Origin of the sequence: Brucella sp. MAB-22 (assembly GCF_025908475.1) — a bacterium.
GTDB classification, from domain to species: domain Bacteria; phylum Pseudomonadota; class Alphaproteobacteria; order Rhizobiales; family Rhizobiaceae; genus Brucella; species Brucella anthropi.
Genome location: NZ_CP109782.1, coordinates 537,573 through 559,911 on the forward strand (window position 1 = coordinate 537,573; position 22,339 = coordinate 559,911).

Here is a 22,339-nt window from a genome sequence, read left to right on the forward strand (position 1 = left end):
TGGAATGAACGTCTCCAAATCTTGAACTTCTGAGCATAATCGTATATCGTCGATATACGATGAAGATAGTTCTGGACAAAAGCTCGACCGAAACTGTCGCCGATCTGGCGCAGCTCGGCATTGACGATGAAGCGGCAGCGCGCATTTGCGCCGCGCTGGGCCATCCTGTCCGCATTCGCATTATCCGCCAGTTGATGATGGAGGACGCCTGCTGCTGCAAGGATATTGTCGGCAAGCTCGACCTTGCGCAATCGACGGTTTCCCAACACCTCAAGGTTCTCGTGCAGGCTGGTCTTATCGACTATCGGCCTGAGCGCCAGTCCTCGCGTTACAGCGTCAACTGGCAGCAACTAAACGCTGTCCGCACGCATTTTGCTTCCTTCAAGAGCAGATGCTGCGGCTAGAGCATGTCTCCCGAAAGTGTGAACCGGTTTCGGGATAAAGACATGCGTGAAAACAAAGAGATAGAGCGCATCTCGAAAAGCTCGAAGTGGCTTTCGGAAGCGATGCGTCAATACAAATAGATAGAGCGATGACGGAGTTTCATCTCGTACGAAATCGCTTGAGCCCACCGACTTGAAAGAACGCACCATGAGTTCCCCCAAAACGGTTTCCGCCGACTCCGGCGAAACGTTCAAGACACTGCGAAATCTCTGGCCCTATATGTGGCCGTCCGACAGGCCCGATCTGCGTATGCGCGTCGTCTGGGCCACGTTCTATCTGGTGATTTCCAAGATCGTGCTCATCCTCGTGCCCTATTTCTTCAAATGGGTGACGAATGCCTTGACCGGTCAATTGAACCCGCCGGATTATATCCCGCTGTTTCTGGTCGGCGCAGTGATGCTTGTGCTGGCTTATAACGGCGCCAAGATCGTACAGGCTGGCCTCAACCAGCTTCGCGACGCATTGTTTGCAAGCGTCGGGCAATATGCGGTGCGCCAGCTGGCCTACCGAACCTTCGTGCACATGCACCAGCTGTCGCTCAGGTTCCATCTTGAACGGCGTACGGGCGGGCTTTCGCGGGTCATTGAGCGCGGAACCAAGGGCATCGAAACGATTGTTCGTTTCACGATCCTCAACACGCTGCCCACCATTCTCGAATTTGCGCTGACGGCGGTGATTTTCGCCTTCGCTTACGGCATTTCCTATCTGCTTGTGGTCGCTGCAACGGTCTGGCTCTATACCTGGTTTACGATCAAGGCGAGCGACTGGCGCATCAATATTCGCCGCGAAATGAACGACTCCGATACGGATGCCAACACCAAGGCAATCGACTCGCTGCTCAACTTCGAAACGGTCAAATATTTCGGCAACGAGAACATGGAAGCAAAACGCTTCGATGCTTCGATGGCTCGCTATGAAAAGGCTGCAACCCAGACCTGGACGTCGCTTGGCTGGCTGAACTTCGGTCAGGCCGTTATCTTTGGTGTCGGCATGGCGGTAGTCATGGTCATGTCGGCGTTGGAAGTCCGGGCCGGAACGCAATCCATCGGCGATTTCGTTTTCATCAATGCCATGCTGATGCAGCTATCCATCCCGCTCAATTTCATCGGTTTCATCTATCGCGAAATCCGTCAGGGTTTGACCGATATCGAGCAGATGTTCGATCTCCTCGATGTGAAGCAGGAAGTCGTCGACAAGCCCAATGCACCAGCATTGAAAATCGATCACGGCGCAATCCGTTTCGATGATGTGCATTTTGCCTATGATGCGAACCGCCCGATCCTCAAGGGCATCAGTTTTGAAGTTCCGGCAGGAAAGACGGTAGCGATAGTCGGGCCGTCGGGTGCGGGTAAATCCACGATCTCGCGACTGCTGTTTCGCTTCTATGATGTCCAGTCGGGATCGGTTTCCATCGACGGGCAGGACGTTCGCGACGTCACGCAGGAAAGCCTGCGCAAGGTCATCGGCATGGTGCCGCAGGACACTGTGCTGTTCAACGATACGATCGCTTACAACATTCGTTATGGCCGTCCTGATGCCACGACCGAAGAAGTGGAAAAGGCGGCTGAGCTGGCGCAGATTTCCGGCTTCATCAAGCATCTGCCGGAAGGCTATCAGGCCATGGTTGGCGAACGCGGCCTCAAGCTTTCGGGCGGTGAGAAACAGCGTGTCGCGATTGCCCGCACGATCCTGAAAGCACCGCCGATCCTGATCCTCGATGAGGCGACCTCCGCGCTCGATACCGCGACCGAGCAGGAAATCCAGTCTGCACTCGACATCGTTAGCCGTGGGCGTACCACGCTTGTCATCGCACACCGTCTGTCGACCGTCATCAGTGCGGATGAGATCATCGTTCTGAAGGACGGTCTGATTGCCGAGCGCGGCACTCACCGCATGCTTCTCAAGCATAAGGGGCTTTACGCGTCCATGTGGGCTCGTCAGCGCGAGGCGGATGAGGCGGAAGAGCGTCTGCGTCAGGTTCGCGAAAGCGACGAATTGGGTATCGTCACACGTGGTGTTCCGGCGGCGGAATAGGCAGTTTATCGGCAGCTAGTTATATTAGGGCGCGATCACGTGCCCTAACAGCCGTGAATAATTTGCGAAATGGATTTCGATTCTGAATAGGATGAGGTAAATAACGGCCAAACTCAAAGGAAGAGCGATGAGCCTTACTGACACCATCCGCAATACTTTCGTGCCGATCCATCGGGAAGGCTATCCGTTTATCGCGGGCTTTTTCGTGGTTTCGCTAATTCTGGGCTGGCTTTGGGACCCGTTGTTCTGGATCGGCATGGTGCTGACCGTCTGGTGCATCTACTTCTATCGTGATCCGGAGCGCGTGACGCCGATGGACGACGATCTGGTCATCAGCCCCGCTGACGGCAAGGTTTCCTTCGTCGGTCCGGCTGTGCCACCAGCCGAGCTGGATCTTGGCGCTGAACCACGCATGCGCGTGTCGGTTTTCATGAATGTGTTCTCGGTTCACATCAACCGGTCTCCGGTGCGTGGCAAGATCGAGAAGGTCGTGCATCGTCCGGGCAAGTTCCTCAACGCGGAACTGGACAAGGCCAGCACGGAAAATGAACGCAACAGCGTCCTTATCGAAAGCCCGCATGGCAAGATCGGTGTTGTCCAGATTGCCGGTCTGGTCGCGCGGCGCATCGTTTGCTGGTCGAACGAGGATGATGATTTGTCCGTGGGCGAGCGGTTCGGCCTGATCCGTTTCGGATCGCGCGTCGATGTGTATCTTCCTGCCGATGCGACCGTTCGTGTTGCAGTTGGCCAGACGGCAGTCGCCGGTGAAACCGTGCTGGCCGATTATGGCAGCGTGCGCGGCGAACCTGTGGTGCGGATCGGCTGAGCCGATGGAGACGCCTTTTCCGCCTTTTGAGCCCAATGGCCGCGTGGATTCATCGCGCGGCCCCAAGCTGTCGCAGATACCGCTGCGTATCGTCATTCCCAATGTCATAACGGTTCTCGCCATCTGTGCTGGTCTTACCGGCATCCGTCTGGCTTTCGAGAACCGCTTCGAGCTTGCCGTCGTGATGGTGCTCGTCGCAGCCTTTCTCGATGGCATTGATGGGCGCGTTGCTCGCATGATGAAGGGTTCGTCGAAGTTCGGCGCGCAGATGGATTCGCTCGCCGATATCGTCAATTTCGGTGTCGCACCCGCTCTGGTGCTCTATGCCTTCATGCTCGATCAGGCGCGCTCGTTCGGCTGGATTGCTGCACTTCTTTATGCCATCGCCTGCTGCCTGCGGCTTGCGCGTTTCAATGTCATGCTCGAAGACCCGAACCGTCCGGCATGGCAGAGCAACTATTTCATCGGTGTGCCTGCACCGGCAGGCGCCATGCTTGTCCTGTTGCCGGTCTACCTCGGCTTTCTTGGTCTGACACCAACGCGGGCGCTCGCTTTTGGCGTGGCGATCTATACCGTCGCAATCGCGTTTCTGCTTGTAAGCCGCCTGCCGGTCTATAACGGTAAGTCCGCCGGAAGCCTTGTCCGGCGCGATATCGTCATGCCGCTCATCCTGTTCGTGGTGGTTTACGTCGCGTTCCTGATGAGCTTTACCTGGCAGACATTGAGCCTCACGGCGCTCGCCTATCTCGTGTTTCTTCCGTTCAGTCTGGCTGCCTGGAACAAGCGCGAAGCTGCTGACCGAAAAGCGGAGGAAGAAGCCGGAACCGAAGAGGATACACCGTCAGAGGAAAACTGATGGCAATGCCTGTTTGATGAAACCAACGCGCTCCTCGACCGATGATTTTGGCAGGAGCGCGATTTCATATCCAAGCCGTTTGTAGGTTTTATCCATCGCCTCGAATGTGCGTGCGGCTTCCTCGAAATCCTGCTTCCGCTCGGCATCCTGACCAAAGATTTCCGCCCATGGCGGAGCAAGAAACACTGTTCTGTTGTACTGAAACTGCCGTGCGGCTTCTTCCATATGCTGCGGAACGGGCAGGTTACACAACATCAGATAGCCGATTACGTCAGGAACACCGCGGTCGAAGAGGACCGTCCCACGCTGTTGTTCCGCCATCGTGTGCGAGCGCATTTCCCATGAAAGCATAAGCTCCGCAAAAAGCGCGCGATCACTCCAGGGCAGCGCATTTCCGCCGATGGCGACCTGATCCTGAATGATGGCACGTCCAGCCTCCACAGTGCGGGGAAAGCCCTGCCTTTCGAGTGCATCGATCAGTGTGCTTTTGCCTGATCCGGGCCCGCCGCTGATAATAATGAAACGCTGGTGATCTTTGGTCATAAGTTCTCCAATAGCAAAGGGAACGCGCACCAAATTTGGCAGCACGTGACAGAGGGATCTGAGAGGGGGAGAAATGCCCGCTGAAAAAAGAGCCAACAGATGGCCAGGCGGGAAACATTAATAAGTAAATACATAGAACCGGCCTTGCATATAGGCAAGGCCGGAGGACCGAAATCAGCTCGGCAGATGATAGTCGAGGAAGCGGTCCTGACGCACGTCGAAAAGCTTGCCCGTGACGTCAAGTGCAGGATCGGCAAGCTTGACGATCTTTTCTGCGACCGACTGTGGTGTTGGCAGCGTTTCAGGATCTTCGCCCGGCATGGCCTGCGCGCGCATGGCGGTGCGGGTGGCGCCCGGATTGACCGAGTTGATCTTGAGCTTCATCTGCTTCGTTTCTTCAGCCCAGCTGCGTGCCATGACTTCGACAGCAGCTTTCGAGGCAGCATACGGCCCCCAGAAGGCGCGGCAGGTATGTGCCACACCGGAGGAGAGCAGAATGGCACGTCCGGCATCGGAAGCCCGTAGCAGCGGATCGGTGGATCGAATAAGACGCCATACGCTGGTGACATTGACGTTCATGAGCTTCTCGAACGTCTTGGCCTCGACATGGCCGATCGGTGAGATCGTGCCGAGGACACCCGCATTGGCAACCATGATATCGAGCTTGCCCCAGCGCTCATGAATGGAACCGCCGAGGCGGTCGATCGCTTCCATATCGGTAATATCGAGAGGCACCAGCGTCGCATTGCCACCCAGTTTGCGGATATCGTCGTCCAGCTCTTCAAGCCCGCCGACGGTGCGAGCGACTGCGATTACATGTGCGCCGCGTTTTGCCAGTTCAAGTGAAAGAAAATAGCCAATACCGCGCGATGCGCCTGTTACCAGTGCGATGCGGCCCGTAAGGTCGATGCTCATCTAGTCCCCATATGATGCAAAAACATGAAACAGGCGGCCTTTTGGGCCGCCTGCGTGAAGAATTGGGCGATCAGCCGTTGCTTGCGAGCAGCGACAGCGTATGCACATTGCTCTCGCCTTCCTGATCGAGGAGGCGGGTCGGATATTCGCCCGTGAAATAGTGATCGGTGAAAGCCGGTGCTTTCGGATCACGTGGCTTCCCGCCAACGGCCTTGTAGAGCCCGTCGATGGAAAGAAATGCCAGGGAATCCGCGCCGATGTAGCGGCACATTGATTCCAGGTCTTTGTGCTGGTTGGCCAGCAGCTTATCGGCATGGGGGGTGTCGATACCGTAGAAATCCGGGTGGTAGATCATTGGACTTGCCACGCGGATATGCACTTCCTTTGCGCCTGCATCGCGGATCATCTGGACGATCTTGACGGACGTGGTGCCCCTTACGATGGAATCATCCACCAGCACGACCCGCTTGCCTTCGATCATGGCGCGATTGGCCGAATGCTTCAACTTGACACCAAGAGCGCGAATTTGCTGAGTCGGCTCGATAAAGGTACGGCCCACATAATGATTGCGGATGATGCCATATTCGAACGGAATGCCGCTGGCCTGCGCGAAGCCGAGAGCGGCAGGCGTGCCGCCGTCAGGCACCGGCACGACAACATCAGCTTCGATCCCGGCTTCCTTGGCAAGCTCCATGCCCATATTCTTGCGCGCGACATAGACGCTGCGACCGCCGACGACGGAGTCGGGGCGGGCGAAATAGACATATTCGAACAGGCAGAGCCGTTCCGGCTGTGGGTTTTCAGCCTTGATGGATTCGATGGTGATGGAGCCGTCTTTCTGGATCTCGCAGATGATCACTTCGCCATTTTCGACGTCGCGAACATACTTCGCGCCGATAATGTCGAGGGCACAGGTCTCTGAGCAGAAGATAGGCTTGCCGTCGAGCTCACCCATGACAAGCGGGCGGATGCCGATTACGTCACGCGCGGCAATCAGCTTGGTGCGGGTCAGCGCCAGCATGGCGTAACCGCCTTCGACCTGACGAATGGCATCGACGAAACGGTCGGACGAGGATGCATGGCGCGAACGGGCGATCATGTGCAGCACGACTTCGGTATCGGACGTCGCCTGGAAGATTGCGCCGGAAGCAATCAGTTGTTTGCGCAGCGTTATGCCGTTGGTGAAATTGCCGTTATGGGCAATGGCAATGCCGCCGACTTCCAGTTCCGCGAACAATGGCTGCACATTGCGCAGGATCGTCTCGCCGGTGGTGGAATAGCGCACATGACCGATGGCGCGGTCACCGGGCAGGCGGTTCAGCGTTGCTGCATCGGTGAAATGATCGCCGACGAGGCCCATATGGCGTTCGGAATGAAAACGGCGATTGTGATAGGAAACGATACCGGCGGCTTCCTGCCCGCGATGCTGGAGGGCATGCAGGCCCAATGCGGTCAGCGCGGCTGCGTCTTCATGGCCAAGTATGCCAAATACGCCGCACTCTTCATGCAGGGTGTCATCGTCCAGCATAAAGGAGGCATTTTCAGAAGAATGGCTGGTCATTGCCGCAAGGCCTTTCGATTGCAGAGGCAACTAAAGCATGTCGCGGAAAAGTGGAGACCGGTTTTCCGATAACGACATGCGTAAAGACTTCAAGCGCCTCTCTATCACAAGATAGCTTTTTGTTAAAAGCGAAGAGTTCACCGCTGCGTCGATATAGTCTCATGAACATTAGTATCGCACGATGCCGGCGAATAATCTCGCAAATTCCCGCCTGAAATATGATCGCGGAACCGAAATGACAATGTGTAAGCGTCATTTTGGCTATTTCACATCTGTCGGCTTTTGCCTCCAGAATTGAAAAAGCCGCCAGCAGGGCTGACGGCTTCTCGATATCTCGGAACAGCTTATTGCTGTGCAGGCGTATCGTCCGGAACAGGCGCTTCTTCCTGCTCGCCGGACGCTGGAGCGTTCTGCTGCGGCTTGAACTTGTCGATCATCTGGTCGGGATTAGCTGGCAGAAGGTCGATCAGCTGCTGGCCGAACGAATCGAGCATTGGCTTCGATTTCGCGTTCGTCACCCAGGCTGGCTGGTTCGTCGGGACGAGCCAGTTGAAGAACAGCATGGCAACGACAACGAGAAGCACACCGCGCACGCCGCCGAACAGAAAGCCTAGCGTGCGGTCAAGCGCGCCGATACGGCTGTCGATGATGAAATCGGCGATCTTCATGGTGATCAGCGAAACGACGATCAGCACGACGAGGAAGACGGCGCCAGCGGCGGCAATCTTCGCGATGGTTTCGTTGTTAATATAGGGCTGCACGAAAGGCAGAACCGGCTGGTAGAAAAGGTAGGCCGCAGCGGCCGCTGCCGCCCACGATACCAGCGACAGCACCTCGCGGGAAAAACCGCGCACCATCGCCAAAACGGCTGAAACCAGCGTTATCCCGAGTAGAATTCCATCAAGCATGGTTATCGGCATTCTGCCTGTCCTCAGTTATTATGCGCAATCACTTTAATACGCGGGGCAGTCAAAGATGCTGGAGCTTATCACCGGAAGGTTGACAGATTCTTCCAGTCAAAAAACTCCAGATTTATTGCTTCTTTCCGGAGCCTGAAGCCGCGATGCGCGCAACAAGGTCGGGCAGGGCCGAAGTTTCCATGAGGCGGAAGTTGCGATCTTTCCAAAGTTCGCCGCTGCCGCCGGGCACCTCTGCCTGCCGGAAACCGAGCTTCTCGGCTTCCTTGAGCCTCTGTACTGCATGCGTTACCGCACGAACAGCACCGGAAAGGCTGATTTCGCCGAAATAAACACAATCTGGCGGAAGGGCAATACCGGCCATGGATGAAACCAGTGCAGCAGCCACAGCTATATCAGCTGCCGGCTCGCTGATACGATAGCCGCCTGCGACATTCAGATAGACATCATGCTGCCCGAAACGAACGCCGCAATGTGATTCGAGAACGGCGAGGATCATGGCAAGTCGTCCGCCGTCCCAGCCGACGACCGCACGACGCGGGGTGCCGAGCGAGGAGGGGGCGACAAGCGCCTGTATCTCCACCAGCACCGGGCGCGTGCCTTCCATGCCGGCGAAAACTGCGGCACCGGGAGCCTTGGCGTTACGTTCACCAAGGAAAAGCTCGGACGGGTTGGAAACCTCACGCAGTCCGCCATCGGACATCTCGAAGACGCCGATTTCGTCGGTGGGGCCAAAACGGTTTTTCACCGTGCGCAGGATGCGATAGTGATGTCCGCCTTCACCTTCGAAATAGAGGACACCATCGACCATATGTTCGACCACACGAGGGCCTGCAATCTGGCCGTCTTTTGTAACATGTCCCACCAGTACGACTGCGGAACCAGTCTGCTTGGCATAGCGGATCATGGCTTGTGCCGACGAACGCACCTGCGTGACCGTGCCGGGCGCAGAATCTGCCATATCGGTCCAGAGCGTCTGGATCGAATCTATGATGACGAGATCGGGTCGCTTGGTATCAGAAATGGTGGCGATGATGTCTTCGACGTTGGTTTCGGCTGCAAGCTCCACCGCTGACGATGCCACGCCCAGACGCTGCGCACGCAGGCGTATCTGCGCGACGGCTTCTTCGCCTGAAACATAAACAATGCGATGGCCACGATTGGAAAGGGCTGCTGCAGCCTGCGTCAAAAGCGTGGATTTGCCGATGCCGGGATCACCGCCGATCAGAAGGGCTGAACCGCGCACGAATCCGCCACCGGTAACCCGGTCGAGCTCGCTGATACCGGAAATGATACGTGGCGCATCTTCAATGTCGCCAGACAGGGAGGTGAGGGCTACAGCGCGACCTTTGCGCTTGGACAACATGGCGCCGGGCCCAGACCCGATACCGCTATTGGTGCCTTCCTCGACAAGCGTGTTCCACTCGCCGCATGAGTCGCACTTACCCGCCCAGCGCGAATGAACCGCGCCGCAATTCTGGCAGATGAATTGAACGCGCGCCTTGGCCATCAGACGCGCTCCGTCTTGATCGTGATCTTCTTATTCATACTGTTCCGGGAGATAGGAACCTTCGGCCAGATCTGCAAATCGCGTGAACTCAGACTGGAAGGCGAGCTTGACGGTGCCGGTAGGCCCGTGACGCTGCTTGGCGATGATGACGTCAGCAGTGCCGCGCACTTTTTCAAAGTGCTGCTTCCATTCTTCATATTTCGGGTCGAATTCGTCACGCGGTTCGAGGTTCTTGACGTAATATTCCTCGCGGAATACGAAAAGCACCACGTCGGCGTCCTGCTCGATGGAGCCTGATTCACGAAGATCGGAGAGCTGTGGTCGCTTGTCGTCGCGGCTTTCCACCTGACGGGAGAGCTGTGAAAGCGCGATAATGGGAACGTTCAGCTCCTTGCCGAGCGCCTTGAGACCGGTGGTGATTTCGGTAATTTCCTGCACGCGGTTCTGCGCCGAAGCTTTCGACGAACCGGTCATCAGCTGCACGTAGTCGATGACCAGAACATCAAGACCGCGCTGGCGCTTGAGGCGACGGGCGCGGGCGGCGAGCTGCGCAATCGAGATACCACCGGTCTGGTCGATATAGAGCGGGATCTTCTGCATGACCTGAGAGCAGGCCACGAGCTTTTCGAAATCGGTTTCGGTGATGTCACCGCGGCGGATTTTCGAAGAGGAGACTTCCGTCTGCTCGGAAATGATACGGGTTGCGAGCTGTTCCGCAGACATTTCGAGCGAGAAGAAGCCGACCACGCCACCATTTATGGCTTTTACGCTACCGTCGGCCTGCTGCTCGCTTTCATAGGCATTGGCGATGTTGAACGCGATGTTGGTGGCAAGTGAGGTCTTGCCCATACCTGGACGACCGGCGAGGATAATCAAGTCGGAAGGCTGCAAGCCGCCCATTTTGCCATCGAGCGTATGGATGCCGGTGGAAACACCGGAAAGATGCCCGTCACGCATGAAGGCGGCATTGGCCATGTCGACAGCGGTTGTAACCGCGTCCTTGAATGCCTGAAAGCCGCCGTCATAGCGACCCGTTTCGGCCAGTTCGAACAGGCGGCGTTCTGCGTCTTCGATCTGTTCCTGCGGCGTGTTGTCGACTGGCGCATCATAGGCGATATTGACCATGTCTTCGCCAATGCCGATGAGCGCGCGGCGTGTTGCCAGATCGTAAATCGCGCGGCCATAATCCTCGGCGTTGATAATGGTGACGGCTTCGGTTGCGAGACGGGTCACATATTGGAAGATCGTGAGATCGCCCACCTTGCCTTCGGTTGGCAGGAAGGTCTTCATCGTTACGGGATTGGCCATCTTGCCGACGCGAATGAGATCAGTCGTGATCTCATAGATGCGACGGTGCAGAGGCTCGAAGAAATGGGTTGGCTTGAGGAAGTCCGATACCCGGTAAAAGGCATCGTTATTGATCAGGATCGCGCCCAGCAGCGCCTGTTCCGCTTCAATATTATGGGGTGCTTCCCGATAAAGCGCGTCTTTCTGATCCCGCGCATCGTCGAGTTTGCGTACCGCCGCTTCCGCCATGATTCTTAATCCTGTCCCTGATGCACCCAGCTAGCCCTCAAGCGATGCCAAACGCAACGCAGCTTCGGATGATTCCTGCTGGAAGAGAAAACCTATACCATGATTCACACTGATCCACAGTTCAGGCGTTGCCTTTATGCACTTCCTATTGACGGAGATTGCGGGGAGCAATCGGCGATATTAATCTTCTCCCAACCCAAAGCTCCCTGATCTGTGCGGGCATTCAAAGCAAAGCCCGGCTTACATTCACGAGGAATATTCATGCGACACCGCACCATTGCAGCCTGGCTTCTGACAGCATTGGCTCTCTTTTCTTCATCAACGGCTTCGTCGGCAGCCTCGGAACCGATCAAGGTCAAAGTGTTTATCGCCGCCATGTTCGAGATCGGTCAGAACAGTGGCGACCGGGCCGGTGAGTTTCAACGGTGGTATGAGCATTACTGGAAGGATGCGAAGCCCATCGAAGTCAAAGGGGCGCTGAAACCCGTTTATTGCAACGATGACGGTGTATGCGGCTCAGTTCTTGGCATGGGCAAGGTGAACTCCTCGGCCAGCATGCAGGCAATCATGCTCGACCCAGCCTTCGACTTCTCCAAAACTTATTACATCCTGTCCGGTGTGGCAGGCACGCCACCTTCACGCGGTACGATAGGTGATGTGAGTTGGGCGACGTGGCTCGTCGATTACGATCTGGGCCATCGCTGGGCACCGGAAGAAGGCAAGCCGGGCGAACCGGTCTTCATCCCGCGAAAGGGATATGAAGAGTATCGTGTTTTCAAGCTTAATCCTGATTTGGTCGCGGCGGCAATGCGTTTGGGCTCCAATGTGGAGCTTCGCGATTCGCCCGAGGCCCAGGCGTATCGCATGCGTTATCCCGACAAGGCTGCGCAGGCGAAACCGGCATTGAAGACGGGCACGCATATGACCGGAGATACATTCTTCCACGGTCCGGGACTGTCGAAAGAGGCTCAGTATATCGCCAAGCTCTATGGTGCCGACGACTATCTCGCCACCGAGATGGAAGCCGCAGCGCTTGCGCTCGTTATCAAGCGGCAGCACGGTACAGACCGCATCCTCAGCCTGCGCGGTTCGGTGAACTTCGATCAGGGGAATCCGAAAGAAACCACGCTACAGCATCTGGATCCCGCGCCGGGCGAAACGGCAGGGGGTTTTGCGGAAACGGTCGAAAACATCTACCTCGTCGGCGCTCCGGTCGTGAACGACATCGTCACCCATTGGGACAAATGGGAAGCAGGCGTGCCAAAGCCGGAATAAGATCAGAGAAAGCGGGCTGCTCCAACGGAACAGCCCGCCTTATTTATAGCAGATCGGCTTCACCTCAGGCGTTCATGCTTTTCTTGACGGCCCGACCCTCGCTGTTGGCGCCTTTGGGCGCGCTGTCGAGGCGCTTGAGACGCTTTTCCTCGGCCTCAATATAGTTGCGGGTCAGCGGAACGGATTCCTGTTTGTGGGCGATCTGAATGTGGAACACCATCATGTTCTGCCAGCGGAAAGCGCTTTCAGACGCTGCCAGATAAAACTCCCACATGCGGCAGAAACGCTCGTCATAAAGCGCCTTGGCCTTGTCGCGATTGGCCATGAATGCTTCCCGCCAAGCCTTCAGCGTTTCCGCATAATGAAGCCGCAGGATTTCTACGTCGGTGACATAGAGCCCGGCCTTTTCGATATGCGGCAGAACCTCAGAAAGTGCCGGAATATACCCGCCCGGAAAGATGTACTTGCGGATGAACGGATTGGTCGCTCCCGGCCCATCGGCGCGTCCGATGGCATGCAGAAGGAAAACGCCATCCTGCTTCATCAGGCGAGCGACGTGCTGGAAATACTCGGCGAAATGCCCGACCCCGACATGCTCGAACATGCCAACCGATACCAGCCGGTCAAACTTGTCGTCGATGTTGCGATAGTCGGTCAATTCGAACTTCGCACGGTCGGCCAGTCCTTCATCCTGCGCTCGCTGATTGGCAATGGCATGCTGCTCTTCGGATAAGGTTACACCGGTGACATTGGCCTTGAGATAACGAGCCAAATAGAGCCCCATACCACCCCAGCCGCAGCCGATATCGAGCACCTTGTCGCCTTCCTTCACCAGCAATTTTGCCGCGATATGGCGCTTTTTGGCAAGCTGCGCCTCGGCAAGCGTAGCGTTTGGCGGATCGAAATAGGCACAGGAATATTGCTTGTCCGGATCGAGAAACAGATCGTAGAGCTCACCGGAAAGGTCATAATGACTTTTGATATTGTTTGAAGACCGCGAAATCGTGTTCATCTGCTGGAAGCGACGGAAAAAAATGCGCAGCTTCGCCAGAGCTTTCATCCACGGTTCGGTCGCCGCAGTCGGCCCGGTATTCTCGAATACCACCTGAAGGAGCGTGTAGATGCCGCCCTTCAAAAAATCGATCTCGCCATCCATGAAACACTCGGCGAGTTTCAACTCCGGGTCGAGGGCTACGGCCCGCTCGGCGTGCTTCGTCTTGAAGTGTATATGAACTGGTTCGCCAGTCCTGTCGCCGTACCGGGTAAGCGCACCACTAGAATCGGTGACCGTCAGGTCGCCGGTTTTAATCATATGCGAAAGAACAGTACGCATCATTCCATACATCGGCCCCATCTCCTCTTGGGGATCGAAGCAGGCGTACGTCCATGCGTTTGCATGGCAGGCGGCGGTGCATAAGTATCAGAGCCGCTCTGTCATCAGATTTTCAGGCAATATCCCCTCGGTCAATCGGCCTCGGGAGTAATGCCCAAGCAACGCGGACGTTTCCGTCAGCACCTCTCCAATCCAATACTAATATGTAGAATAAGGAGTTTTGCCGATCTGAAAAGAGAAAATGCCCGGCGGAGGCCGCCGGGCACGATCATATAAAGTTTACCACGATGGGAATGCGTGCTGTCTGGCTTTGCATTCCCATAGATAATAGGTGGCTAAATTAAGCCTGATCTTCAGCTTCGTCCTCTTCGTCGAAAACTTCTTCCGACAGAGGCTGTTCTTCGATGCCGTAGATGGCTTCGATCGAGGTCAGGTCTTCACCCTTTGCCTGACGTTCGGCTTCTTCGGTCGAACGTGCGATGTTGACCGTAACCTGAACCTGAACTTCCGGATGCAGCGAAATCGAGACTTCGTGCAGGCCGATCGTCTTGATCGGATGGTTCAGTTCAACCTGGTTGCGGTGCAGGGTGAAGCCATTGGCCGAGATGATGTCGGCGATGTCACGGGTCGAAACGGAACCGTAGAGCTGGCCGGTTTCACCAGCCGAACGTACAACGATGAAGCTTTCGCCATTGAGCTTTTCAGCAACGGCCTGAGCTTCGTTCTTGCGCTCCAGGTTCTGGGCTTCGAGCTGAGCGCGCTGGCCTTCGAACTTCTTCTTGTTGGCTTCGTTGGCACGAAGAGCCTTGCCCTGCGGGAGCAGGAAGTTACGGGCATAGCCGTCCTTGACCTTGACGGTTTCGCCCATCTGGCCGAGGCGGCCAATGCGTTCCAGAAGAATGACTTCCATTGGAGTTTCCTTTCGAGTTTCTGATTCGGTTACTGACTGTCAGCGCCCGGCATTTTCGAGACCGGCGCGCCGCGCGAAGTGTCGAAAAGTCCGAGAACCATGAAGATGAAAAGCAGGAATGCGAAGAGTATGATCGCAAAGTAGGCGAGCCATAGCGCTACCGGGCGCCACACCTTGCCGCGTGTGCGGAAATGCATGATGGCAAGACCTGACATCATGAAACCAGCGCTAAGCGCGCCAGCAACGACGGTTGCGATCAATCCGGTGCCGCCGGGAAGAAATGCAACCGCAAGAGCGACCGCGAAGACGAGCAGGGCCGGGCGCGGCATACGCAGCGTTGCGGGCCAGTCATCACGCGGACGGCGCAGGCGACCCGACATGGAGATCAGGCGCTGTGCCAGATAAAGATTGCCAACGAGAATCGCGAGGCAGGTTGCCGGCTGGATTGCAGGCAAGGCGACCATCAGCAGCGACGTTACATTGTTGCGAATGTCATCGCTGGCCGTGAACTGCGGATCGGCTTCGGCAACCCGGTCGATAAGCGTATTTGCGAGTTCGCGCGCCATGTCCGGGCCAAAGCCCAGGATCGCACCGATGACGATGAAGCTGAGCGCCACCATCATGGCAAGCCGGAACACAATGTCTGAAAGCGGATACCAGACCAGAACATCCTTCGGTCCGCCGAGTTCTTCGGCTGGCCGCGCGAGGCCGGACAGATAGGCGCCGGTTGCTGCGGGAATGAAGCTCGTCAATGCCATCAGAAGTGCTGCAAGCGGGACGGCGACAACGCCGACGGCAACCGTAGCTGTGGCGGCGGCAACGATACCGGCGCTCGAACCCCAGCCAAGGGCAACAACGAAGATGGGAAGTGGTGTCAGGAAGTAGAGAACCATGGCCATAGCAGCCATCGCGCCACCCTGGGCGATGACGCCGGACGACATCAAGGCCGAGGCAAGCCCCGCCAATATGCCGATACCGATAATGGTTCTATTGAATTTCATCAGTTTCGCTGTCCTGCTCCGGTCTTGCCGGTTCGTGCAGTTAGAGGCCGCTGCCCCAACTTGGGTTTTTATTACGTTTCATTGCGCCCATCGCAATGAAGGAAAGGGGGTTGGGAGGCAATCTCTGCGAGAACGCCTCCCAGAATCTTGTTCTTACTTCACAACGTAAGGCAGCAGGCCGAGGAAACGAGCGCGCTTGATCGCCTTGGCGAGTTCACGCTGCTTCTTCTGGCTGACAGCCGTAATACGGGAAGGAACGATCTTGCCGCGTTCGGAAATGTAACGCTGCAGAAGCTTGATGTCCTTGTAGTCGATCTTCGGTGCGTTTGCGCCGGAGAACGGGCACGTCTTGCGACGGCGATGGAAAGGACGACGGGTCGGGATCTGATTGATATCAACCATGATTATGCTCCTTCACCAGCTTCGTTGTCGCGTGGGCGACGTGGGCCGCGATCACCACGGTCACCGCGATCACCACGGTCGAAACCGCCTTCACGACGACGCGGACGATCATCACCATCGCGTTCGCGACGGTCGTCACGGCGGGTGAGCATGGCCGACTGGCCTTCTTCGTGTTCTTCAACGCGAACGGTGAGGAAACGAAGAACGTCTTCGTTGATGCGCATCTGGCGTTCCATTTCGGCAACGGCTGCAGCCGGAGCGTCGATGTTTACGAGCGTGTAATACGCCTTGCGATTCTTCTTGATACGGTAGGTGAGGGGACGCAGACCCCAGCTTTCGACCTTACCGACCTTGCCGCCATTAGCTTCGAGGACACCCTTGTACTGTTCGACGAGAGCGTCGACCTGCTGCTGGGAAATGTCCTGGCGGGCAAGAAGCACATGTTCATAAAGAGCCATTGGCTTTGCCTTTCTTCTGTTACAACATGCCGACACCAACGGCTAAGCCTCTGCGACTTCTCTTTTGCCGGAAAACCGGTGAAGAAAGGACGCTCACTGAGACGATCGAGAGCGGAGACACGGGAGGCAGAAGCGCTTGTGACTTCTACGGATGTTCGTGAATTTAACTGCACAAACAACCGGCCCTCCGTTCAGCCCCCAGCTGGTGCCGAGCAATGAACGGGCGGCTATTACGTGTTTTTCCCCGGCTTTGCAAGGCGCAAACCGCACAAAAACCGGGAAATACTTGACTTTGCTGCCCTCACTGAGGCACATCCCGCCAAATTGTGCATTTAATTGCAAGGCATGTCGGCGAAAACGGATATCGGTTTCGACATTATCATATGCTTAAAACCAGAACGAGGCATCAATGGCGGTAGCATTTACTTTCCCCGGACAAGGCAGCCAGGCTGTGGGTATGGGCAAGGCTCTGGCCGAACAGTTCGCTGAAGCGCGCGCCGTTTTCGATGAAGTCGACGCTGCACTGGGCGAAAAGCTTTCCGCTACCATGTTCGAAGGGCCGGAAGACGTGCTGACGCTGACCGCCAATGCCCAGCCTGCGCTGATGGCCGTCTCGATGGCCGTGCTGCGCGTTATGGAAGCGCGCGGCTTTTCGTTGAAAGACAAGGTTTCCTACGTTGCCGGACATTCGCTTGGTGAATATTCAGCACTTTGCGCAGCCGGAACATTCTCGCTTGCCGATACGGCGCGCCTCCTGCGCATTCGCGGCAATGCGATGCAGAAGGCTGTTCCCGTTGGCGAAGGCGCGATGGCTGCGATCATCGGCCTGGAGCATGGCGACGTAGAAGCTGTCTGCGCTGAAGCCAAGGCATCCGGCTCGGTCCAGATCGCCAATGATAATGGTGGTGGACAGCTCGTCATTTCCGGTTCCAAGGCTGCGGTCGAACTGGCTGCAAAGCTTGCATCCGAAAAGGGTGCCAAGCGGGCCATCATGCTGCCCGTATCCGCTCCCTTCCATTCAACTTTGATGAGCCCCGCTGCTGACGCAATGCGTGAAGCGCTTGCTTCGGTTGAAAAGCACAATCCGATCGTGCCGCTCATCGCCAATGTGCGCGCAGCGCCGGTTACCGACGCCAACGAGATTGCCGATCTGCTGGTTGAGCAGGTTACAGGTCAGGTGCGCTGGCGCGAAACGGTCGAATGGTTTGCGGCCAATGGCGTCACCACGCTTTATGAAGTAGGTTCAGGCAAGGTTCTGACTGGTCTGGCGCGTCGCATCTCGAAGGATGTGACTGGCGCCGCCGTTGGTTCGGCTGAAGAAATCGAAGCAGCGCTTGCTGCTCTCGGCGCTTGATCCCGAAAAGTTGCAGACTTTTCGGATAAGATCATGCGATGGAAATTGAGAAGCTAAAAGGGATTTCGCATGTTTGATCTGACTGGCCGCAAGGCTCTGGTAACCGGCGCAACCGGTGGTCTTGGCGAAGCGATTGCCCGCGCTCTTCATGCGCAGGGCGCAATCGTCGGCCTGCACGGCACACGCGAAGAAAAGCTGAAAGAGCTTGCCGCTGAACTTGGTGACCGCACCTTCATCTTTCCGGCCAATCTTTCTGACCGTGAAGCCGTCAAGGCTCTCGGCCAGAAGGCGGAAGAGGAAATGGGCGGCGTCGACATTCTCGTCAACAATGCCGGCATTACCCGCGACGGCCTGTTCGTGCGCATGAGCGACGAAGACTGGGATGCGGTTCTCAACGTTAATCTTACGTCCGTTTTTAATCTGACGCGTGAGCTGACCCATCCGATGATGCGCCGCCGCAATGGTCGTATCATTAACATCACGTCGATTGTTGGCGTGACCGGCAATCCGGGTCAGGCAAACTATTGCGCGTCGAAAGCAGGCCTCATTGGTTTCTCCAAGTCGTTGGCGCAGGAAATCGCCAGCCGCAATGTAACGGTTAACTGCATCGCTCCGGGCTTCATCGAATCGGCCATGACCGACAAGCTGAACGAAAAGCAGAAGGAAGCGATCATGAGCAATATTCCCATGAAGCGCATGGGCGTTGGTGGTGATATTGCAGCGGCAGTTGTCTATCTGGCAAGCGACGCGGCAGCCTATGTGACGGGCCAGACCCTGCACATCAATGGCGGCATGGCCATGATCTAACCCTCCTTCTTCTCCCTATTATGGTATAAAATGCCTTAATACGGGGGCTGAAGAAGGAAAAGGCGCTTTGCCTTGCTCAAGAAGCATGGTAATGCGCCCATCGAGAATTGCGGCATTCTGAGTAGAAGTGCCGCGATCCTGTTCCGAAAGGAATATCCACAGGATGACTGTCCGGGCGGCTTCGCTCGAAACTTGGCAGACATCTTATAACTTGATTACAATCCTGCATGCCGCTAACCAAGGCAGAGCAACAAACACACAGGTCGAGGTTCCGACATGAGCGATACCGCAGAGCGCGTCAAGAAAATCGTTGTTGAACATCTGGGCGTAGATGCCGACAAGGTCACGGAAGGCGCAAGCTTCATCGATGACCTCGGCGCAGACAGCCTCGACACGGTCGAGCTGGTCATGGCTTTCGAAGAAGAATTCGGCGTTGAAATTCCTGACGACGCTGCCGAAACGATCCTTACGGTCGGCGACGCTGTGAAGTTCATCGACAAGGCTTCCGCCTAATCTGAACTTGGGCATTGGGCTGGGGTTCTCGCGAATCCCGGCCCTGCTTATTTTAAGTCGTTTCTTTCGTCTTCACGATCGGGACGCACATGCACAAAGGCCGTTCAGCGGCCTGTTTGTGAATCTGCCGGAACGCTGATCGAAGATCGTGTTCGTCATGGCAGGCTCCGGTTTCAACAATTGGAGCACCATCCCTTCCAGTCAGGCCCGGACATATGTTCTGCCGGTTAAAGCCTGCGGGGCGGTGTTCGTGACATAACAAAGTTTTAAGGGGTGGATATGAGGCGTGTCGTCATCACCGGTCTGGGTCTGGTGTCGCCGCTTGCCAGCGGTGTCGAAGAGACCTGGAAGCGTCTTATTGCCGGTGAAAGCGGTGCTCGCCGCATCACGGAATTTGAAGTTGACGATCTGGCCTGCCAGATAGCCTGCCGCATTCCGGTTGGCGATGGCACCAATGGCACCTTCAACGCCGACCTCCATATGGAGCCCAAGGAACAGCGTAAGGTTGATCCTTTCATCGTTTATGCTGTCGGCGCTGCCGATCAGGCGCTGGACGATGCCGACTGGCATCCTGAAAGTGACGAAGATCAGGTCCGTACCGGTGTTCTTATCGGTTCCGGCATCGGCGGTATCGAAGGTATTGTCGAGGCCGGCTACACGCTGCGCGACAAGGGCCCACGCCGCATTTCTCCGTTCTTTATTCCTGGTCGCCTGATCAATCTGGCTTCCGGCCATGTTTCCATCAAGCACGGGCTCCGCGGTCCAAACCATTCGGTTGTAACGGCTTGCGCAACCGGCACACATGCTATCGGCGACGCTGCCCGTCTGATCGCTTTCGGCGATGCGGATGTCATGGTTGCCGGTGGAACGGAATCGCCGGTCAGTCGCATTTCGCTGGCAGGCTTTGCCGCTTGCAAGGCGCTGTCCACCAAGCGTAACGACGATCCGACCGCAGCTTCCCGTCCTTATGACGAAGACCGTGACGGTTTCGTGATGGGCGAAGGTGCGGGCGTTGTGGTTCTCGAAGAGCTGGAACACGCACTGGCGCGCGGCGCGAAAATCTATGCGGAAGTTATCGGCTACGGTCTTTCGGGCGATGCTTACCACATCACTGCTCCGACCGAGAGCGGCGAGGGTGCCGAACGTTGCATGGTCGCTGCCCTGAAGCGCGCTGAAATCACGCCGGACCAGATCGACTACATCAACGCCCATGGCACGTCGACCATGGCTGACACCATCGAACTCGGCGCTGTCGAGCGGGTGGTCGGCGATGCTGCGTCGAAGATTTCGATGTCCTCGACCAAGTCGGCTATCGGCCATCTGCTTGGTGCTGCCGGTGCAGCCGAAGCGATTTTCTCGACGCTTGCCATCCGCGACAATATTGCGCCGGCGACGCTCAATCTCGATAATCCGGCTGTCTCGACGAAGATCGATCTGGTTCCGCACAAGGCGCGTGAACGCAAGATCGATGTGGCTCTGTCGAACTCCTTCGGATTTGGCGGAACCAACGCTTCGCTGGTCCTGCGCCGATACTCCTGATCGGTATCGCTGAAAATAGAATATCGAATTTAAAAAAACGCGGGGATTTCTCCGCGTTTTTGCCAAAATAAAACCGGATGCGATGTTTAAAATCGCGAACAGCGGTTAGTGTGGTTACGACTCCGAAGAGTTTTATCCACTCTGACGAAATAAGTGCAAAAAGCCGTTCTGGGCGGGCATTCGGCACAATGTGTCGGGAGGTTCGCCAAAATAGATAGACAGAGCCATTCTCGTGGTTTGATTTAAACTAACGAAATACTCTGGACCGAGGTGATTGAGTGAATTCAGAGGCGCCATCCGGAACACCCCCTGCAGACGAGCAGCCCAAAGGCGCGACGCAGGAAACGAACGCGACTTCAAAGCCGTTCGTGCCGAAATCCGCGTCTGAAGCTCTGCGGCCCGAGCCGGGAACGCCGCCGCCGCGCAAGCGTTCGCGCCATGCGCGCAGCCAGATCGTCGTTTTCATGAATTTTATGCTGTCGCTGGTCGTGCTTGTTCTGCTCGGCGCGTCGGCCTTGTTCTATTTCGGCAAGATGCAGTTTGACGGACAAGGTCCGCTTACTGCCGAAACGACGTTTCTCGTCAAGCGCGGCGCTGGTATCGCCGAAGTTTCCAACAGCCTGGAAAATCGTGAAATCGTCAGTGACGCGCGTATTTTCCGCTATGGGATGCGGACGCTCGGTCATGAAAATGATCTGAAGGCGGGCGAATACGCCATCCCGGCGGGCGCTTCGATGCGCGATGTGATGAATATCCTCATCAGCGGCAAATCCATCATGTATCCGCTGACCATTCCGGAAGGTCTGACGGTCAAGCAGATTTTCGATCGTATCTCGGCTGATCCGACACTGGTTGGTGACATGCCGAAGGACATGCCGCCGGAAGGTTCGCTCTTTACCGATACGTTGAATTTCACGCGTGGCACGACGCGTTCAGAAATCATCGATCGTATGGTCTCCTCCCAGAAGAAGCTCGTGGACGACGCCTGGGCAAAGCGTGGTTCCGACCTGCCGATCAAGGACAAGAACGAATTTGTGACGCTGGCTTCCATCGTTGAAAAGGAAACCGGTATCGCGTCGGAACGCCCGCATGTGGCGTCGGTCTTCGTCAATCGCTTGAAGAAGGGCATGCGCATCCAGTCCGATCCGACCATTATTTATGGCCTGTTCGGCGGAGCTGGCAAACCTTCTGATCGGCCGATCTTCAAGTCGGACATCGAAAAGCCGACACCTTACAATACCTATGTGATCAACGGTCTTCCGCCGACGCCGATTGCCAATCCGGGCAAGGCTGCGCTGGAAGCTGTCGCCAATCCGCTGGATACGGAAGACCTCTATTTCGTTGCCGATGGCACGGGTGGCCATGTGTTCTCGAAGACGCTGCAGGAACACAACGCCAACGTCCGTAAATGGCGCTCCGTGGAACAGCAAAAGAATATCGAGCAACAGAACAATAGCGGCAGCAATACAAACCAAAGCGCGGGGCAGTAGCTTTTCGCTACGGCTTTGGTGAGTTTGAGAATGTGTAACCGAAGCCGGTGTTCGCCACCGGCTTCGGATTGGTTTTTAGAGTAAGTCCGCACTGTCGCGGGCGTGAGTTGAGGGG

The 22,339-nt window shown here is 56.4% G+C and carries 21 protein-coding genes; 10 read left to right on the forward strand and 11 right to left on the reverse strand.

Annotation, left to right across the window (positions count from 1 at the left end):
* The first annotated feature begins 59 nt into the window (after nucleotides 1–59).
* The 4 genes from OHI65_RS12060 to pssA all read left to right on the forward strand — a co-directional run bounded on the left by OHI65_RS12060 (nucleotide 60) and on the right by pssA (nucleotide 4,160).
* Nucleotides 60–404 carry an ArsR/SmtB family transcription factor gene (locus OHI65_RS12060; RefSeq protein ID WP_010658373.1) on the forward strand — a complete coding sequence of 115 codons (345 nt, stop codon included), beginning with the start codon at nucleotides 60–62 and terminating at the stop codon, nucleotides 402–404.
* A gap of 187 nt (nucleotides 405–591) precedes the next feature.
* Entirely contained in the window at nucleotides 592–2,478 is a 1,887-nt protein-coding gene (locus tag OHI65_RS12065) for an ABCB family ABC transporter ATP-binding protein/permease (protein WP_029925553.1), read from the forward strand.
* Nucleotides 2,479–2,605: 127 nt separating this feature from the next.
* Nucleotides 2,606–3,304, forward strand: a complete 699-nt coding sequence (locus OHI65_RS12070) for a phosphatidylserine decarboxylase (protein WP_012090826.1) — start codon at nucleotides 2,606–2,608, stop codon at nucleotides 3,302–3,304.
* A gap of 4 nt (nucleotides 3,305–3,308) precedes the next feature.
* Nucleotides 3,309–4,160 carry a CDP-diacylglycerol--serine O-phosphatidyltransferase gene (gene pssA / locus OHI65_RS12075; RefSeq protein ID WP_029925549.1) on the forward strand — a complete coding sequence of 284 codons (852 nt, stop codon included), beginning with the start codon at nucleotides 3,309–3,311 and terminating at the stop codon, nucleotides 4,158–4,160.
* Here the strand turns inward: pssA and OHI65_RS12080 are convergent.
* The 6 genes from OHI65_RS12080 to OHI65_RS12105 all read right to left on the reverse strand — a co-directional run bounded on the left by OHI65_RS12080 (nucleotide 4,146) and on the right by OHI65_RS12105 (nucleotide 11,142).
* Nucleotides 4,146–4,703 (reverse strand): AAA family ATPase, encoded by a 558-nt coding sequence (locus OHI65_RS12080; protein WP_151690284.1) that lies wholly within the window; start codon nucleotides 4,701–4,703, stop codon nucleotides 4,146–4,148. The two genes, pssA and OHI65_RS12080, sit on opposite strands and share 15 nt — an antisense overlap.
* Nucleotides 4,704–4,877: 174 nt before the next feature.
* A complete protein-coding gene (locus OHI65_RS12085) occupies nucleotides 4,878–5,618 on the reverse strand; it encodes an SDR family NAD(P)-dependent oxidoreductase (protein WP_029925545.1) in 741 nt (246 codons plus the stop codon).
* 70 nt (nucleotides 5,619–5,688) lie between these two features.
* Nucleotides 5,689–7,179, reverse strand: coding sequence for an amidophosphoribosyltransferase (purF, locus tag OHI65_RS12090; protein WP_125333774.1), 1,491 nt, complete (start codon nucleotides 7,177–7,179; stop codon nucleotides 5,689–5,691).
* 344 nt (nucleotides 7,180–7,523) lie between these two features.
* A complete protein-coding gene (locus OHI65_RS12095; RefSeq protein WP_043062671.1) occupies nucleotides 7,524–8,099 on the reverse strand; it encodes a CvpA family protein in 576 nt (191 codons plus the stop codon).
* A gap of 112 nt (nucleotides 8,100–8,211) precedes the next feature.
* A complete protein-coding gene (gene radA, locus OHI65_RS12100) occupies nucleotides 8,212–9,606 on the reverse strand; it encodes a DNA repair protein RadA (RefSeq protein ID WP_012090832.1) in 1,395 nt (464 codons plus the stop codon).
* A 30-nt stretch (nucleotides 9,607–9,636) separates the two neighbouring features.
* A complete protein-coding gene (locus tag OHI65_RS12105; protein WP_264358914.1) occupies nucleotides 9,637–11,142 on the reverse strand; it encodes a replicative DNA helicase in 1,506 nt (501 codons plus the stop codon).
* Nucleotides 11,143–11,403: 261 nt separating this feature from the next.
* Between OHI65_RS12105 and OHI65_RS12110 the strand changes: the two genes are divergently transcribed.
* Nucleotides 11,404–12,417, forward strand: coding sequence for a purine-nucleoside phosphorylase (locus OHI65_RS12110; protein WP_043062670.1), 1,014 nt, complete (start codon nucleotides 11,404–11,406; stop codon nucleotides 12,415–12,417).
* Between the two features lie 64 nt (nucleotides 12,418–12,481).
* On the opposite strand, the gene OHI65_RS12115 is transcribed toward OHI65_RS12110, so the two are convergent.
* From OHI65_RS12115 to rpsF, 5 genes are all read right to left on the reverse strand, one after another.
* Entirely contained in the window at nucleotides 12,482–13,762 is a 1,281-nt protein-coding gene (locus OHI65_RS12115; RefSeq protein ID WP_125333776.1) for an SAM-dependent methyltransferase, read from the reverse strand.
* A gap of 328 nt (nucleotides 13,763–14,090) precedes the next feature.
* Complete coding sequence (gene rplI, locus OHI65_RS12120; RefSeq protein ID WP_010658385.1) at nucleotides 14,091–14,660, reverse strand: 50S ribosomal protein L9; 570 nt, start codon at nucleotides 14,658–14,660, stop codon at nucleotides 14,091–14,093.
* 29 nt (nucleotides 14,661–14,689) lie between these two features.
* A complete protein-coding gene (locus OHI65_RS12125) occupies nucleotides 14,690–15,661 on the reverse strand; it encodes a DUF2232 domain-containing protein (protein ID WP_125333777.1) in 972 nt (323 codons plus the stop codon).
* A 153-nt stretch (nucleotides 15,662–15,814) separates the two neighbouring features.
* Nucleotides 15,815–16,063: a 30S ribosomal protein S18 gene (gene rpsR / locus OHI65_RS12130; RefSeq protein WP_006466219.1), complete on the reverse strand. Its 249-nt coding sequence runs from the start codon at nucleotides 16,061–16,063 to the stop codon at nucleotides 15,815–15,817.
* Between the two features lie 2 nt (nucleotides 16,064–16,065).
* On the reverse strand, nucleotides 16,066–16,521 hold the full coding sequence (gene rpsF / locus OHI65_RS12135) for a 30S ribosomal protein S6 (protein ID WP_010658387.1): 456 nt from the start codon (nucleotides 16,519–16,521) through the stop codon (nucleotides 16,066–16,068).
* A 409-nt stretch (nucleotides 16,522–16,930) separates the two neighbouring features.
* On the opposite strand from rpsF, the gene fabD reads away from it, so the two are divergent.
* The 5 genes from fabD (at nucleotide 16,931) to mltG (ending at nucleotide 22,224) form a co-directional block, all read left to right on the forward strand.
* Complete coding sequence (gene fabD / locus OHI65_RS12140; protein WP_264358915.1) at nucleotides 16,931–17,875, forward strand: ACP S-malonyltransferase; 945 nt, start codon at nucleotides 16,931–16,933, stop codon at nucleotides 17,873–17,875.
* A gap of 69 nt (nucleotides 17,876–17,944) precedes the next feature.
* Nucleotides 17,945–18,682 carry a 3-oxoacyl-[acyl-carrier-protein] reductase gene (gene fabG / locus OHI65_RS12145; protein WP_010658389.1) on the forward strand — a complete coding sequence of 246 codons (738 nt, stop codon included), beginning with the start codon at nucleotides 17,945–17,947 and terminating at the stop codon, nucleotides 18,680–18,682.
* 276 nt (nucleotides 18,683–18,958) lie between these two features.
* Complete coding sequence (locus OHI65_RS12150) at nucleotides 18,959–19,195, forward strand: acyl carrier protein (RefSeq protein WP_002963616.1); 237 nt, start codon at nucleotides 18,959–18,961, stop codon at nucleotides 19,193–19,195.
* 279 nt (nucleotides 19,196–19,474) lie between these two features.
* Nucleotides 19,475–20,734 carry a beta-ketoacyl-ACP synthase II gene (fabF, locus tag OHI65_RS12155; RefSeq protein WP_010658390.1) on the forward strand — a complete coding sequence of 420 codons (1,260 nt, stop codon included), beginning with the start codon at nucleotides 19,475–19,477 and terminating at the stop codon, nucleotides 20,732–20,734.
* Between the two features lie 278 nt (nucleotides 20,735–21,012).
* Entirely contained in the window at nucleotides 21,013–22,224 is a 1,212-nt protein-coding gene (gene mltG / locus OHI65_RS12160) for an endolytic transglycosylase MltG (protein ID WP_151688997.1), read from the forward strand.
* Nucleotides 22,225–22,339 lie beyond the last annotated feature (115 nt).